The organism is Amycolatopsis sp. NPDC049159, from assembly GCF_040648295.1.
GTDB classification, from domain to species: Bacteria; Actinomycetota; Actinomycetes; order Mycobacteriales; family Pseudonocardiaceae; genus Amycolatopsis; species Amycolatopsis pretoriensis_A.
In genome coordinates, this window is the sequence record NZ_JBEZDL010000014.1 from 1 (window position 1) to 17,364 (window position 17,364).

At 73.5% G+C, this 17,364-nt stretch carries 2 protein-coding genes; both read right to left on the minus strand.

The window, feature by feature from the left end:
* Positions 1-2,042 (minus strand): type I polyketide synthase (locus AB0B33_RS25325; RefSeq protein WP_360776196.1); only part of this gene is annotated, 2,042 nt, incomplete at its 3' end.
* Positions 2,043-2,059: 17 nt separating this feature from the next.
* Positions 2,060-17,353 carry an SDR family NAD(P)-dependent oxidoreductase gene (locus AB0B33_RS25330; protein WP_360776199.1) on the minus strand — a complete coding sequence of 5,098 codons (15,294 nt, stop codon included), beginning with the start codon at positions 17,351-17,353 and terminating at the stop codon, positions 2,060-2,062.
* Positions 17,354-17,364: the final 11 nt, after the last annotated feature.

The following is a 17,364-nucleotide window of genomic DNA, read 5'->3' on the forward strand; positions in this document are numbered from 1 at the left end:
ACCGCGGCGATCGAGACGCCCTCGGTCAGGGTGATCTCCGACTCGGGGGCGGCGATCGAGACCATCGCGCCACCGGCGGGGAGGGCCTGCATCAGCGACGCACGGGCCGAGACCAGGCGGCAAGCGTCCTCCAGGGACAAGACGCCGGCGACGTGGGCGGCCGAAATCTCGCCGATCGAGTGGCCAGCCACGAAATCCGGGCGGACGCCGAACGACTCGACCAAGCGGAACAGCGCCACCTCGACGGCGAACAACGCCGGCTGGGTGAACTCCGTGCGGTTGAGCAGCTCAGCGTCGTCGAAGGCCTCGCGAAGCGAGGGGTCGAAGTGGGCGAGCACGGCGTCGAAAGCCTCGGCAAAGACGGGGAAACGCGCATAGAGACCGCGGCCCATACCGACCCGTTGCGCACCCTGGCCGGTGAACAGCACCGCCAGCGCACCCGGCACCACGCTGCCGTGCACCAAGTTCGGAGAACTTCCCCCGGAAGCCAGGGCTTCCAGCCCGGCCCGCATCTCCTCAGCCGAGGCACCGACCACGACGGCCCGGTCCTCGAACGCCGTACGCCCCTTCAACAATGCCGCGCCCACGTCCGGGAGGCCTGCGTCAGCAACGGGAACGAGCGCCGCGGCCTGTGCGCGCAAAGCGTCCGCGCCGCGGGCCGAGATCAGCCACGGCACCGGACCCGTCACCGCGGTCGACGAAGGCGCCTCGGACTCCCCCTCTTCGAGGATCACGTGCGCGTTCGTCCCGGAGATCCCGAACGACGACACCGCCGCCCGGCGCGGCCGATCAACAATCCATTCCCGCGCCGAAGTCAGCAGTTCCACCGCACCGGCGGACCAGTCCACTTGCGACGACGGTTCCTCGGCGTGCAAAGTGCGTGGCAGCAAGCCATGTCGCATCGCCATGACCATCTTGATCACGCCCGCCACCCCGGACGCCGACTGCGTGTGCCCGATGTTCGACTTCACCGACCCCAGCCACAACGGGGTCGAGCGGTCCTGGCCGTAGGTTTCGAGCAGCGCCTGCGCTTCGATCGGGTCGCCGAGCGAAGTACCCGTGCCGTGCGCCTCGACGACGTCGACGTCCGATGTGGACAGTCGCGCCGCGGCGAGTGCGGCCGTGATGACGCGGCGCTGGGAGGGGCCGTTGGGGGCGGTGAGGCCGTTCGACGCGCCGTCGGAGTTGACCGCCGAACCGCGCAGGACCGCCAGGACCGGGTGGCCGAGGCGCCGCGCGTCCGACAGCCGTTCGACCAGCAGCATGCCGACACCCTCGGCCCAGCCGGTGCCGTCGGCGGCGTCGGCGAACGCCTTGCAGCGACCGTCCGCCGCCAGGCCGCCCTGCCGGTCGAACTCGGCGAACGTGCCCGGGGTGGCCATCACGGTCACCCCACCGGCGATCGCCAGGGTGCATTCACCGCGCCGCAACGCCTGCGCGGCCAGGTGGAGGGCGACCAGCGACGACGAGCACGCCGAGTCGATCGTGACCGACGGCCCCTCCAGCCCGAGGTGGTAGGACAGCCGCCCGGACAGCACGCTGCCCGCGGTCCCGGTGAGCAGGTAACCCGCGACCTCCTCGTCGTCACCCGCGGACGTGCCGTAACCGGAAGCCGCGCCGCCGACGAACACACCGGTACTGCTGCGCTTCAACGACTTCGGCGCGATCCCGGCCCGCTCCAGCAGCTCCCACGACGTCTCCAGCAGCAGCCGCTGCTGGGGGTCCATCGCGAGGGCCTCGCGGGGCGAGATGCCGAAGAAACCGGCGTCGAATTCGCCTGCCCCGTAGAGGAAACCGCCCTGGAACGAACCAGCGGGCCAGCCGCGGTCGGCCGGGAAGCCGCCGATCGCGTCGGTGCCGGATTCGACCAGCTGCCACAGGTCTTCGGGCGAGCCGACGCCGCCGGGGTAGCGGCAGCTCATGGCCACGATCGCGACGGGCTCCCGGTCCCGGGCCTCGACGTCGGCGAGCCGGTCGCGGGTGTCCTTCAGATCGGCCGTGACGAACTTGAGGTAGTCACGGAGTTTCTGCTCGTTGGCCATGGCCGCCCCACTGTCTTTCACGAGGTCCGGAAGGTGTTGTCGATGAAGTCGAAGAGCTCGTCGTCGCTGGCGCCGCCGAGGTCGGTGCCGCCGGTCTCGCCGGACAGGTCGCTCCAGCGCGCGAGGAAACCCTTCAGGCGCGCGGTGACCTCGCCGCGCGCGGAAATACCGTCCAATTCGGACTCGGTGACGGTTTCGAAGGCGGCTTCCAGCCGGTCGAGCTCGTCGAGGAGCCGGACGCCGCCCGTCTCGCCGCCGCCCAGCCGCCGGTCCAGCTCCTCGGCCAGGTCGGCCGCGGTCGGGTGGTCGAAAGCCAGCGACGCCGGCAGGCTCAGCCCGGTTCCGGTGGCGAGCCGGTTGCGCAGCTCGACCGCCATCAGCGAGTCGAAGCCGAGCTCCTTGAAAGCGCGTTCCGGCCCGATCGCCTGCACCGAGTGTCCGAGGACGCCCGCGACCTGGTCGAGGACCAGGGTGAGCAGCGCCTTCGGCCGGTCCTGAATGGACATCGAAGCGAACCCGGTCTCCTCGGGCTCGGCCTCGGTGAGCACGGCGCGCACCGCCGGGAGGTCGGCCAGGACCGGCCGGGGCCGGGCCGCGGTGAAGACCGGCGCGAACTTGGCCCAGTCGACGTCGGCGACCACGACGGCGGTGTCGTCCGCCGCGAGCGCCCGGCGGAAGGCCGTGACGCCGAGCGCGGGTTCCATCGGCGGGAGGCCGCGCCCGCGCAGCATCCGCACCGCGCCGTCGTCGGCCGCCATCCCGGATTCGGCCCACGGGCCCCACGCGATCGCGGTCGCGGTGAGCCCGCGGCCGCGGCGTTCTTCGGCGAGCGCGTCGAGGAACGCGTTCGCCGCACCGTAAACCGCCTGCTCGCCGCTGCCCCACACGCCGGAGATCGAGGAGAAGAGGACAAACGCGTCGAGGTCGCGGTCGCGGGTCAGCTCGTCGAGGTGCCGGGCGCCGGCCACCTTGCCGGCCAGCACCGCGGTCACCTCCCCGGGCGTGATCGCGGTGAGCGGGCCGTTCTGGCCGGTGCCGGCCGCGTGCACGACCGCGGTCAGCGGCAGGTCGGCCGGGATGGCCGCGATGACCTTCTCGAGCGCATCCCGGTCGGCCGCGTCGCAGGTGGCGAGGGTGACGCGGACGCCGAGGGCGGACAGCTCCGAGGCCAGCTCGGCCGCGCCCGGTGCCTGGGCGCCGCGACGGCCGGTGAGCACGAGGTGTTCGGCTCCGGTGGCGGCGAGTTCACGGGCGACCGCGGCGCCGAGCGCGCCGGTGCCGCCGGTGATCAGCACCGTGCCGCGCGGGCGCCAATCCCGCGTCTCCCCGGGCGGGGCGGGCGCGAGCCGGCGGGCGAAGACGCCGTCCGGGCGGAGGGCGACCTCATCCTCGGTGCCGTCGGCGAGCACGGCCGCGAGCCGGGCTCCGGCCGCCGCGTCGAACGTCTCGGGCAGGTCGGCGAGGCCGCCCCAGCCGGACGGCAGCTCGAGGGCCGCGATCCGGCCGAAGCCCCAGGTCGTGGCCTGGCCGGGCTGGGTGACGTCCTTGGCCGCGCCCTGGGTGAGGCACCACAGGCGGGCCGGGATGCCGGAGTCGGCGAAAGCCTGCGTGAGCACCAGGTTGGCGGCGAGCCCGGTCTCCGCGTCTTGTTCGATCGCCAGCAGGGACACGACTCCTTCGACGTCGGCGTGGTCGCGGAGCAGGGTCGTCAACGCGGCCCTTTCGCGGCGGCCGGACTCGATGATCGGCTCGGCGCCGTGCGCTTTCAGTGCCTGGGCGACCTGCTCGGCGAGCTCGTTCGTGCCGAGGATGAGCCAGCGGCCGGTCAGGCGTCCCGTGGTCTCGGCGAGCGGTCGCCAGGTGACGCGGTAACGCCAGGTGTCCACTGTGGACGATGAGCGCCAGCGGTCGAGCGCCGCCATGGCCTGGTCGTCGAGTCCGAGGTCGCCCGCGTCGACTGCGGCCCAGAAGCCGCTGTCGCTTTCGGTCTTTGCCGCGGGTTCGAGCCAGAACCGCGACCGTTGGAAGGCGTAGGTCGGCAGCGCGGTCCTTCGGGCCCCTTCGAGCAGGGCGGCGGTGTCGAGCGGGAAGCCGGCGACGCGGAGGCGGGCGAACGCCGCGACCAGCGCACGGGGCTCGTTCTCGCCGTCGCGGAGCGTCGGGACCGAAGGGAGATCAGTGCTCTCGGCAGCCATCGCGGACAGCACGCCGTCGGGGCCGAGCTCGAGGAACGTGCTCGCGCCTTGCTCGGTGAGCGTGTGCACGGCATCGGCGAACCGGACGGCTTCGCGCACGTGGCGCACCCAGTACTCCGCGGTGTACGGCTCGGCGAGAGCACCGCTCACATTCGAGATCACCGGTATCTGCGCCGGGTGGTACGTGAGGGTTTCGGCGACCGCGCGGAAGTCGGCGAGCATGGGGTCCATGAGCGGCGAGTGGAAGGCGTGGCTGACGCGGAGCCGCTTGGTCTTGACCCCACGGGCGGCGAACTCGGCGGCAATGGCGAGCACGGCGGTTTCGTCGCCGGAGATGACGGTGCTGCGGGGACCGTTGACCGCGGCGATGCCGACACGGTCGCCGGCCCGGTCGGCCCGGTTGCCGACCTGCTCGGCTCGATCGCCGGGCAGTGCGGCACCGGCGCCGGTCTTCCCGGCCCGGTCACCGGCATGCTCAGCCCGGTCGGCAGCCGGCTCAGCCCAGCCACTGGTCAGCTCGGCGCGATCCCCAGCCAGCTCAGCCCGGTCGGCCAGCTCAGCCCGGTCGCCGGTCGGCGTCGCCTGGTTGGCCAGCGCGCCCCGGTGGCCGGTCAGGGTGGCTTGGTCAGCCAGCTCGGCCCGGTCGCCGGTCAGCGTGCCCTCGTCCGCCAGGTCGGCCCGCTCGCCGATCGGCGTGGCCTGGTTGGCCAGCGTGGCCCGGTGGCCGGTCAGCGTGGCCTGGTTGGCCAGCTCGGCCCGGTCGCCGGTCAGCGTGGCTTGGTCAGCCAGCTCGGCCCGGCCGCCGGGCAGCGTGGCCTCGTCTGCCGGCTCGGCCCGCTCGCCGACCAGCGTGGCCCGGTCACCGGCCAGTGCGGCCCGGACCTCGGCCTCCGGAGCGGCGATTGCCACCATCGCGCCGCCCTCGGGGAGGGACTGCATCAGGGTTGCGCGGGCGGTGACCAGCTTGCACGCGTCGGGCAGCGAGAGCACGCCCGCGACGTGCGCGGCGGCCAGCTCGCCGATCGAGTGCCCGGCCACGAAGTCCGGCCGGACTCCCCACGACTCGACGAGCCGGAACAGCGCGACCTCGAGGGCGAAGATCGCGGGCTGCGCGTAGCCGGTCCGGTCGAGCAGATCCGTCTCGATCACCTCGGCCAGCGGCACGTCGGTGTCGAGCAGGGCGCAGGCCTCGTCGAACGCTGCCGCGAACACCGGGAACCGGGCGTACAGCTCGCGGCCCATCCCGGCCCGCTGCGCGCCCTGGCCGGTGAACAGCACCGCCAAGCGGCCGGGGGTGCCGGTGCCGGTGAGGGCGCCCGGGTCGCCGTCGGCGATCGCGGACAGTCCGGCCAGGAGATCGGGGGCACTCTCGCCGACGACCGCGGCGCGGTGGCCGAGGTCGGCGCGGGTGGTGGCCAGGCTCAGCGCGACGTCGGCGGGTACCTCGTCGCCGAGGAATCCGTGCAGGCGGGCGGCCTGCGCCCGCAGTGCCGCCGGGCTCTTCGCCGACAACACCCACGGCACCGGACCGGAAACCGGCGCGCGATCCTCGGTGACGGCGTCCGGTGCCTGCTCCAGGATCGTGTGCGCGTTGGTGCCGGAGATGCCGAACGACGAAACTCCCGCCCGCCGGGGACGGTCCGACGGCCACTCGCGCGGCTCGGTCAGCAGCTCCACCGCTCCGGCCGTCCAGTCCACGTGCGACGAAGGCGTGTCGACGTGCAATGTCCGCGGCAGCACACCATTGCGCATCGCCATCACCATCTTGATGACGCCCGCGACCCCGGCGGCGGCCTGGGTGTGCCCCAGGTTCGACTTCACCGAACCCAGCAGCAGCGGCGTCGACCGGTCCTGACCGTAGGTGGCCAGCAGCGCCTGCGCTTCGATCGGGTCACCGAGCTTGGTGCCGGTGCCGTGTGCTTCCACCGCGTCCACTTCGGACGGAGTCAAGCCCGCGTCGGCCAGCGCGGCGCGGATGACCCGCTGCTGCGACGGGCCGTTCGGCGCCGTCAGGCCGTTCGACGCGCCGTCCGAATTCACCGCCGAACCGCGCACCACGGCCAACACCTCGTGACCGTTGCGCCGCGCGTCCGAGAGGCGCTCCACCAGCAGCATACCGATGCCTTCGGCCATGCTGGTGCCGTCCGCGCCCTCGGCGAACGCCTTGATCCGGCCGTCTTCGGCGAGACCGCGCTGCTGGCTGAACGCGAGCAGGACGCCGGGGGTCGGCATCACCGTCACGCCGCCGGCGAGCGCCAGGTCGCATTCGCCGCGCCGCAGGGCCTGCACCGCCAGGTGCAACGCCACCAGCGACGACGAACACGCCGTGTCCACCGTCAGCGACGGGCCCTCCAGCCCGAACACGTACGACAGCCGGCCCGACGCCACCGACGACGTCCCGCCGGTCATCAGGTGCCCTTCGAGGCCGTCGGTCGCCGCGCCCGTGCCGTAGCCGGACGTCGCCGCGCCGATGAACACGCCGGTCCGGCTGCCCCGGGCCGACGTCGGGTCGATGCCGGCGCGCTCGAAGGCTTCCCACGTCGCTTCGAGCAGCAGGCGCTGCTGCGGGTCCATGGTCAGCGCCTCGCGCGGCGCGATCTCGAACAGCTCCGGGTCGAAGCGGTCGGCGTCGCGGACGAAACCGCCGTTGCGCGTGTAGATGCGGCCGGGCGTGCCGGGTTCCGGGTGGTACAGGCCATCGAGGTCCCAGCCGCGGTCGGCGGGGAACGGCGTGATCGCGTCGACGCCACCGTCCACAAGGGACCACAGGTCCTCCGGCGACGCGACCGAACCCGGGTAGCGGCAGCTCATCGCCACGATGACGACCGGGTCGTCGCCGGATGCGGCGGTCACGACCTGGGTCGGCTGTTCCGCGGCGGCACCGAACAGTTCGGTCCGCAGCAGGGCCACGAGCGCCGCCGGCGCCGGGTGGTCGAACACCAGCGTCGCCGGCAGGCGCAGCCCGGTCGCGGCGCCGAGCCGGTTGCGCAGCTCGACGGCGGTCAGCGAGTCGAAGCCGAGTTCGGCGAACGAGCGGCCGGGTTCGATCTCGTCGGCGGTGTCGTGGCCGAGCACCGCGGCGACGTGGTCGCGGACCAGCTCCAGCAGCCGCCGGTCGCGCTCGGCGGCGGGCAGCGTCTGCAGCCGGGCGGTCAGTCCGCCGTCGCTCGACGCGGTCGTGGTGGCGGCGCGGCGGGTGGCGCGGACGAGCCCGCGCAGCAGCGGCGGCACCGGACCGTTCGACGCCGAGAGGTCGAGCCGGGCCGGGATCGCCAAGGTCTCGCCGCGGGCGATGGCCGCGTCGAACAGCGCCAGCCCGTCGGCGTCGGACAGCCCGGTCATGCCGCCCCGCGACATCCGCGCCAGGTCGGTGGCGCCGAGGTGGCCGGTCATGCCGCTGGCCTCCGCCCACAGGCCCCAGGCCAGGGAGACACCCGGCAGGCCGAGGGCGCGGCGGTGCGCGGCCAGTGCGTCGAGCGCGGTGTTGGCGGCCGCGTAGTTGCCCTGCCCGGCCGTGCCGAACACGCCCGCGGCGGCCGAGAAGAGCACGAACAGCGCCAGGTCCATGTTCCGCGTGAGCTCGTGCAGGTTGACGGCCGCGTCGACCTTGGGCCGCAGCACCTCGTCGAGGCGGGCCGGGTCGAGGCCGGTGAGCAGGCCGTCGGCGAGGACGCCCGCCGTGTGCACGACGCCGGTCAGCGTGCGGCCGGCCAGCAGCTCGGCCAGTGCGTCGCGATCGGCGGCGTCGCACGCGGCGATCGTCACCTCGGCGCCCAGCGCGGTCAGGTCGTTCGCGAGTTCAGTCGCGCCCGGCGCGTCCGGGCCGCGGCGGCTGACCAGCAGCAGCCGCCGGACGCCGTGCGCGGTCACGAGGTGGCGCGCGACGCGGGCGCCGAGCGTGCCGGTGCCGCCGGTGACGAGCACGGTGCCGGCCGGGTCGAGCGAGCGCGGCAGCGTGACGACGTTCTTGCCGACGTGCCGGGCCTGGCTGATGAACCGGAACGCCTCCGGCACCTGCCGCAGGTCCCAGGTTCGCCGCGGCAGCGGGGTGAGTGCGCCGGCTTCGAACAGCCCGGCCAGTTCACGCAGGATCTCCTGCAGGCGTTCGGGTCCGGCTTCGATCAGGTCGAACGCCCGGTAGAGGACGCCTTCGTGGACCCGCGCGACTTCGGCGGCGTCGCGGAGGTCGGCCTTGCCCATCTCGACGAACCGTCCGCCGCGGGGCAGCAGCCGGAGGGAGGCGTCGACGAATTCGCCGGCGAGGGCGTCGAGCACGACGTCGACGCCGTGTCCGTTGGTCACCTTGCGGAAGTGGTCCTCAAAGGACAGTGACCGGGAGTCTCCGATGTGGATGGCGTCGAGACCCATTTCCGTCAGCACGTCGTGCTTCCCGGTGCTCGCGGTCGCGAAGACCTCGGCGCCGCGGTGGCGGGCGAGCTGGACGGCCGCCATGCCGACGCCGCCGGCGGCCGCGTGCACGAGTACGGACTGGCCCGCTTCGAGGCCGCCGAGGTCGAACAGGCCGTAGTAGGCGGTGGCGAACGCGACGGGGATCGATGCGGCTTCGGCGAAGCTCCAGCCGTCCGGCATCGGGGTGACCAGGCGGTGGTCGGTGACCGCGATCGCGCCGAGTGCGCCGGTGAACAGGCCGGTCACGCGGTCGCCGGCGGTCAGGCCGCGGACCTGTTCGCCCGTTTCGAGGACGGTGCCGGCGGCCTCGCCACCCATCAGGGCCTGGCCCGGGTACATGCCGAGGGTGATCAGGACGTCGCGGAAGTTCAGGCCGGCCGCGCGGACCTCGACGCGGATCTCGTCGGGCCCGAGTGCGGCTTCGGCTTCCGGCGCCGGGAGGGTGGTGAGGCCGTCGAGGGTGCCGGTGCCGGTGGTGCCGACGCGCCAGGCGCCGGGCGAGGCCAGTTCCGGGCGTGCCTGCCCAGCGCCGGGCAGCTTCAGTTCCGTGGCCGGGCGGGCCAGGCGCGGGACGAGCACTGTCCCCGCGCGGGCGGCCGACTGCGGTTCCCCGGACGCCAGCGCGGTGCCGATGGCGGCGGCCGCGTCGGAACGGTCGTCGAGGTCGAGGAGCACGAAGCGGCCGGGGTTTTCCGACTGGGCCGAACGGATCAGGCCCCACGCCGGGGACTGCGCCAACGCGGGTACCGGGTCGCCGGGCAGGGCGGCGAGCGCGCCGGTGGTGAGCACCACCAGCCGGGCCGCCGCGAACCGGTCGTCGGCCAGCCACTCCTGCGCGGTCGCGAGGACGTGCGCCGCGACGGCGTGCGGGTCGGCGCCGGTGACCGGCAGGACCACCGCGGCCGGCACCTCGGCGAGGTCCGTCAAGGATCCGGTCAGCCACGCGAATCCGGGCGCTTCGCCGGTCGTGGTGACCGGTGTCCACTCGGTGCGGAAGAGGGCGTCCGGCACGTCGTCCACCGTGGACGCGACCTGGAACGCCAGCGAGCCGATGCTTGCCACCGGGTTGCCTGCCGGGTCGGTGGCCACGACCGACACCGCGTTCGGACCCGCCTGGCTCAGCCGCACGCGCAGGGCGCTCGCCCCGGTGGCGAACAGGCTCACGTCGGTGAACGCGAACGGGAGGCGGGCCTGGCCGTCGTCGGGGAAGAACCCGCCGAGGCCGAGTGCGTGCAGGGCGGCGTCGAGCAGGGCCGGGTGCACGGCGAACGCGTCGGTTCCCGGCAGCTCCACCTCGGCGAAGACGTCTCCGTCGCGGCGCCACGCGGCGCGCAGGCCGCGGAAGGCGGGTCCGTAGTGGTAACCGGCGTTGGCGAGCGCGGTGTAGTGGGCCTCGACGTCGAGCGCCTCCGCGCCGGCGGGCGGCCAGTCGGGCAGGAGCTCGGCTTCCGGGGCGTCGAGGGCCAGGACGCCTTGGGCGTGCCGCGTCCAGCGGGCGCCGGGACGGTCCGGGCGGGAGCTGATGGTCAGGGCGCGACGGCCGTCCTCGCCCGGCGCCTCGACGACGAGCTGGAGCTGGACGCCGCCGGTGGCGGGCACGGCCAGCGGCGCCCCGAGGGTGAGTTCTTCGACGGTGCCGCAGCCGGTGTGGTCGCCCGCGTGGATGGCGAGTTCGGCGAACGCCGTGCCGGGCAGCAGCGCGGTGCCGAGGACCTCGTGGTCGGCGAGCCAGGGGTGCGTCTGCCGGGAGAGCCGTCCGGTGAGGACGAGCCGGTCTTCCTCGGCGAGGGTGACCGCGGCGCCGAGCAGCGGGTGCTCGACGACGCCGAGGCCGAGCCCGGAGGCGTCGCCGGTGCGGGTGGCCGGTCGGGGCCAGTACTGCTTGCGCTGGAAGGCGTACGTCGGGAGGTCGACGACCCGGGCGTCCCGGAAGGCCGGGGTCCAGTCGACGGTGACCCCGTGGACGTGCGCCTCGGCCAGCGCGGTGTGGAAGCGGGTCAATCCCCCGTCGTCGCGGCGCAGACTTCCCAGCGCCACAACGTCTTCGCCCAGCGCCATCGTCAGGACCGGGTGCGGCGAGGCCTCGACGAACGTGCCGAAGCCCTCGCTCTTCAACCGCTCGATCGCCGTGTCGAGACGGACGGTGCTGCGCAGGTTGGTGTACCAGTACTCGGCGTCGACCTCTTCGTTCCACTCCCCCGTCACCGTCGAGATGAAGGCGATCTCGCCCACGCGAGGAGCGATCGGGGCCAGCACGTCGAGGAGTTCGTCACGCAGCTGCTCGACCTGCGCCGAGTGCGACGCGTAGTCCACGGGGACCCGCTTGGCGCGGATGCCGTCGGCTTCGCAGGAGGCGATCAGCTCGTCGAGCGACCGCGGCTCGCCGGAGACCACGACCGCGGCCGGGCCGTTGACGGCGGCGATCGAGAGGCCGTCGGTCAGCCGTTCTTCGACGGCTTCGCGGGAGGCGGCCACCGAGACCATTCCGCCACGGCCGGCCAGCGCGAGGATCGCCTTGCTCCGCAGAGCAACCACGCGGGCACCGTCCTCAAGGGACAGCGCACCGGACACCACCGCGGCGGCGATCTCACCCTGGGAGTGGCCGACGACGGCGTCCGGGACCACGCCGAACGAGCGCCACAACTCCGCCAGCGACACCATCACCGCGAACAACGCGGGCTGCACGACGTCGACCCGGCTCAGCGCCTCCGCGTCGGCGAGCACGTCACGGAGCTGCCAGTCCACAAAGGAGTCCAGCGCAGCCGCGCACTCGTCGAGGCGGGCAGCGAAGACCGGCGAAGACTCCGCGAGTTCGAGTGCCATTCCGGCCCACTGGGAGCCCTGACCGGGGAAGACCAAGGCGACCTTGCCCGGCGCCCCGGCCACGCCGGTGACGACGTTCGCCGCCGGGGTGCCCTCGGCCAGCGCGGTCAGACCCTCGGCGAAGTCGCCGGTCACGACGGCGCGGTGCGGCAGGGAAGCCCGGGTGGCGATCAGGGAGAAGCCGATGTCCGCCGGAGTACCGGCCACCCCGAGCAGAGCCTGCGCCTGGCCGCGCAGGGCCTCGGCCGAACGAGCCGAGAGCACCCACGGAACCGGGCCTGACTCAGCCAGAGGCGAAAGCTCTTGCTGGGGAACGGCTTCCAGTACGGTGTGCGCGTTGGTGCCGCTCATGCCGAACGACGAGACCGCGGCCCGCAGCGGGCGGTCGGCTCTCCACTCGCGCGACTCGGTCAGCAGCTCGACGGCACCCGCCGTCCAGTCCACGTGCGACGAGGGCGCGTCGACGTGCAGCGTCCGCGGCAGCACGCCGTGCCGCATCGCCATCACCATCTTGATCACGCCGGCGACGCCCGCCGCGGCCTGGGTGTGGCCGATGTTGGACTTGACCGAGCCGAGCCACAACGGCGTCTCACGGTCTTGGCCGTAGGTGGCCAGGAGCGCCTGGGCCTCGATCGGGTCGCCCAAAGTGGTTCCGGTGCCGTGGGCTTCGACCACGTCGACGTCCGAAGTGGACAAACCGGCATCGGCCAGTGCCGCGCGGATGACGCGCTGCTGGGCCGGGCCGTTCGGCGCGGTGAGGCCGTTGGACGCACCGTCGGAGTTGACCGCCGAGCCGCGGACCACGGCCAGCACGCGGTGTCCGTTGCGCTCGGCGTCCGAGAGCCGTTCGAGCAGGACCAGGCCCGCGCCTTCGCCCCACGCCGTGCCGTCCGCGGCCTCGGCGAACGCCTTGCAGCGGCCATCGGCGGCGAGGCCGCGCTGGCGGCTGAACTCCACGAACGTACCCGGCGTCGCCATCACCGTGACGCCGCCCGCCAGCGCCATCGAGCATTCGCCGAGCCGCAGCGACTGGACGGCCAGGTGCAGCGCGACCAGCGAAGACGAGCACGCCGTGTCGACCGAGACGGCCGGGCCCTCCAAGCCGAAGGTGTAAGCGAGCCGGCCCGAGGCGACGCTCGCCGCGTTGCCGGTCGCGATGTGACCTTCGAGGGTGTCGGCCGAGCCGAGGAGCAGCGTCGTGTAGTCGTGGCTGTTGGTGCCGGCGAACACGCCGGTCCGGCTCCCCCGGACCGAAGCCGGGTCGATGCCCGCGCGCTCGAACGCCTCCCACGTCAGCTCCAGCAGGAGCCGCTGCTGCGGGTCCATCGCGAGGGCCTCGCGCGGCGAGATGCCGAAGAACCCGGCGTCGAAACCGCCTGCCGCGTCGAGGAAAGCGCCTTCGGTGACGCTGACCGAGCCGAGCCGCGAGGGGTCGGCGTCGTAGAGGTTTTCGAGGTCCCAGCCGCGGTCGGCGGGGAAGCCGGAGACCGCGTCCGCGCCGCCGGACACCAGGCGCCACAGGTCTTCCGGCGACGCGATCCCGCCCGCGTACCGGCAGCTCATCGCGACGATGGCGATCGGCTCGTCGGCCGCCGCGGCCGTTGTCGTGGTGGTTTCGGTGACGGCGTCGCCGAGGACGCCGGCCCGCAGGTGACCGGCGAGCGCGGCCGGCGTCGGCCAGTCGTAGACGAGCGTCGCGGGCAGGGCGAGCCCGGTCTCCGCGCGCAGGGCGTCCCGCAGCTCGATCGCGGTCAGCGAGTCGAAGCCGATCTCCTGGAACGCGCGGTCCGGCGCGACGGCGGCCGCGCTCGTGTGCCCGAGCACCGCGGCGGCCTGGTCACGGACGAGCTGCAGCAGCACCTCGTCGGCGACCGCCGGGGTCAGCCCGCGCAGCCGGCCGACGAGACCACCGGTCGCTGAGGTTTCCGGCGCGGGGACGGCGTCCGGGATCCCGGCCAGCAGCGGGCTCGGCCGCCGGGAGGTGAACGCGGCGGCGAACCGGGGCCAGTCGACGTCGGCGAACGTGACGTTCGTGTCGCCGCCCGCGGCCCGCAGGAGCGCCGTGACGGCCACGCCCGGCTCCAGTGCGCGCAGACCACGGCGGAGGAGGTAGTCCTCGGCGTCGTTGTCGGCGGCCATCCCGCCGTCGGCCCACGGTCCCCACGCGACGGCCGTGGCGGCCAGCCCGCGGGCGCGGCGGCCTTCGGCGAGCGCGTCGAGGAAAGCGTTTGCGGCGCCGTAGAGCCCCTGCTGCCCGCTGCCCCACACCCCGGCGATCGAGGAGAACAGGACGAACGCGTCGAGGTCGGCGTCGGCGAGGAGTTCGTCGAGGTGGCGGGCGCCGGTCGCTTTGGCCGCCCACTGCTCGGCGACCGCGGCGCTGTCCACTTCGGACAGCAGCGCGGACCGCACGACGCCCGCGGTGTGCACGACGGCGGTGAGCCCGGGACTGACCCGCTCGATCAGCTCGGCCAGGAACTCCCGGTCGGCGACGTCGCCGGCGGCGAACGTCACCCGCACGCCCAGCTCGTCGGCCAGCTCGGCCGCGCCGGGTGCGTCGGCGCCGCGGCGGGAGACCAGCACCAGGTGGTCGGCACCGTCCCGGGCGAGACGGCGGGCGACCTGGGCGCCCAGCGCGCCGGTCCCGCCGGTGACGAGGACCGTGCCACGCGGGGTCCACGCGGGAGCGGCGACCGGCTCGGCGGGCTCCAGCCGCCGTCCGAAGCTGCCCTCCGCGCGCACGGCGACCTGGTCCTCGTCGCCACTGAGCAGTGCCAGGAACCGTGCCGCGACGTCTTCGTCCACAGTGGACGGCAAGTCGAGCAGGCCGCCCCAGCGCTCCGGCAGTTCGAGTGCGGCCGCGCGGCCGAGGCCCCAGATCGCGGCCTGGTCGGGGTCCGGCGCGGGGTCCGTTCCGGTGACGCGGACGGCTCCGGCGGTGACGCACCACAGCGGGACGTCGATCCCGGCGTCGCCGAGTTCACGCAGGAGGTCGACGGTCCGCTCGAGCCCGGCACCGCTGAACACGGCGACCGGATCGATGTCACCGATAGGGCCGTCGAGGCGGAAGACCCGGCCGTTCCAGTTCTCGAGGACGGCTTCCAGCTGCGGGGACGGGTCGATGACGAGGCAGTCGCCCTGCGGTACCGGGACGTCGGTGGCGGTCAGCGGTGTCCAGGTGACCCGGTAGCGCCACGCGTCCGCGGCCGTGGCCTCTTCACGGCGTCGCCGCACGGCCGCGATGGCGGGGCGCAGGGTGTCTTCGGGCAGGCCGAGTTCGGCGGCGAGCGCGGGGACGTCGACGTCGGTCTGCGGTGCGGGCGTGGGCCAGAAGCGTTCCCGCTGGAAGGGGTAGGTGGGCAGGTCGATCCGCGGGCCGGTGGGCAGGTAGGCGGCCCAGTCGACGGCGCCGCCGTTGACCCACACCCCCGCGAGGGCGGCGAGCAGGGTCCGTTCCTCGTCGCGGTCACGTCGCAGGACCGGGAAGGCCGTGCCCGGCACCATCGCGCTGAGGACTCCGTCCGGTCCCAGCTCCAGGAACGTGTGGACGCCTTCGGCTTCGAGGGTCGCGATTCCATCGGCGAAGCGAACGGCCTCGCGGACGTGACGGACCCAGTAGTCGGCGGTGAACGGCTCGGCGAGAGCACCGCTCACATTCGAGATCACCGGTATCGTCGCAGAGCGGTAGTTCAACGTCTCGGCGACCGCGCGGAAGTCCTCGAGCATCGGGTCCATCAGCGGCGAGTGGAACGCGTGACTGACGGTGAGGCGTTTGGTCTTCGGGAACTGCGCGGCGATCGCCAGCACGGCGGCCTCGTCGCCGGAGATGACGACCGACTCGGGACCGTTCACCGCGGCGATCGAGACGCCCTCGGTCAGCACGATCTCGGACTCGGGGGCCGCGATCGAGACCATCGCGCCACCAGTGGGCAGGGCCTGCATCAGCGACGCCCGCGCGGCGACCAGACGGCACGCGTCTTCGAGGGACAGGACCCCGGCAACGTGCGCGGCGGAGATCTCGCCGATCGAGTGCCCCGCCACGAAATCCGGGTGGATGCCGAACGACTCGACCAAGCGGAAGAGCGCGACCTCGATGGCGAACAGCGCGGGCTGGGTGAACTCGGTGCGGTTGAGGAGTTCGGCGTCGGTGAGGGCGTCGCGGAGTGCGGGGTCGAAGTGGGCGAGGACGGCGTCGAAAGCTTCGGCGTAGGCCGGGAAACGGGCGTAGAGGTCTTGGCCCATGCCGACCCGTTGCGCGCCCTGGCCGGTGAACAGCACCGCCAGCCGGGAATCCTCGCGGACCTCGCCGGTGATCAGCTTCGGTTCGAGGACGACGGCGCGGTGCTCGAACGCCGTCCGGGTGGTGGCCAGGGTGCGGGCGATGTCAACGGGGTCGGCCGTCACCGCGTCGAGCTGGGAAATCTGCGCCTGAAGGGCTTCCGGGGTCTTCGCCGACAGCACGAACGGCGTGAGGGTGCCCACCGGTGTCCCGGCAGGCACCGGCTCGGCGGGCGGAACGGCTTCCAGGATCGTGTGCGCGTTGGTGCCGCTGACCCCGAACGACGACACCGCGGCTCGCCGAGGCCGGTCGTCCGAAGGCCATTCGCGGGACTCGGTCAGGAGTTCGACCGCGCCCGCCGACCAGTCCACATGCGACGATGGCGCGTCGACGTGCAACGTCCGCGGCAGGACTCCGTGCCGCATCGCCATGACCATCTTGATGATCCCGGCGACACCCGCCGCAGCCTGGGTGTGCCCGATGTTCGACTTCACCGAACCGAGCCACAGCGGCGTCGAACGGTCCTGGCCGTAGGTGGCCAGGAGTGCCTGCGCTTCGATCGGGTCGCCGAGGGTGGTTCCCGTACCGTGCGCCTCGACGACGTCGATGTCCGAAGTGGACAAGCGGGCGCTGTCGAGGGCCGCGCGGATCACGCGTTGCTGGGACGGGCCGTTCGGCGCGGTCAGGCCGTTGGACGCGCCGTCGGAGTTGACCGCCGATCCCCGGACCAAGGCCAGGACTTCGTGGCCGTGGCGCCGGGCGTCGGAAAGGCGCTCCACCAGGAGCATTCCGACGCCTTCGCCCCAGCCGGTGCCGTCGGCGGCCTCGGCGAACGCCTTGACGCGGCCGTCCGGGGCGAGCCCGCGCTGCTTGCTGAACTCGACGAACGTGCCGGGGGTGGCCATCACCGTCGCGCCGCCGGCGAGGGCCAGGTCGCACTCGCCCTGCCGCAGCGCCTGCACGGCGAGGTGCAGGGCGACCAGCGACGACGAACACGCCGTGTCGACGGTCAGCGACGTGCCTTCGAACCCGAACAGGTACGACAGCCGCCCGGAAACGACGCTCGCCGCGTTGCCGGTGCCGAGGTAGCCCTCGACGTCCTCGGCCGACGAACGCAACAGGGTGAGGTAGTCCTGGCCGTTGGAGCCGACGAACACCCCGGTCCGGCTGCCCCGCACCGAAGCCGGGTCGATGCCGGCGCGTTCGAAGGCCTCCCAGGACGTCTCGAGCAGGAGCCGCTGCTGGGGGTCCATGGCGAGGGCTTCTCGCGGCGAGATCCCGAAGAAGTCGGCGTCGAAGAGGTCGGCGTCGTGCAGGAAAGCGCCTTCTCGCGCGTACGTGGTGCCCGGGCGGCCTTCGTCGAACAGCGTCGCGGTGTCCCAGCCGCGGTTGGCGGGGAACGCCGTGACGGCGTCACCACCGCGGGCCACCAGGTCCCACAGCCCCTCGGGCGAGCGCACGCCACCGGGGAACCGGCAGGCCATCGCGACGATGGCGACCGGCTCGGTCGCGGCCTCGACGAGCTGCCGGTTCTGCCGCCGCAGCCGCTCGGCCTCCTTGACGGAGGCGCGCAGCGCGTCGAGCACCTTCTCAGGCGTGGCCATGGTTTCAGCTC

What these genes read in the sequence shown, in the direction of transcription:
- AB0B33_RS25330 (WP_360776199.1), bottom strand. Translation starts at nt 17,353, where the DNA reads ATGGCCACGCCTGAGAAGGTGCTCGACGCGCTGCGCGCCTCCGTCAAG.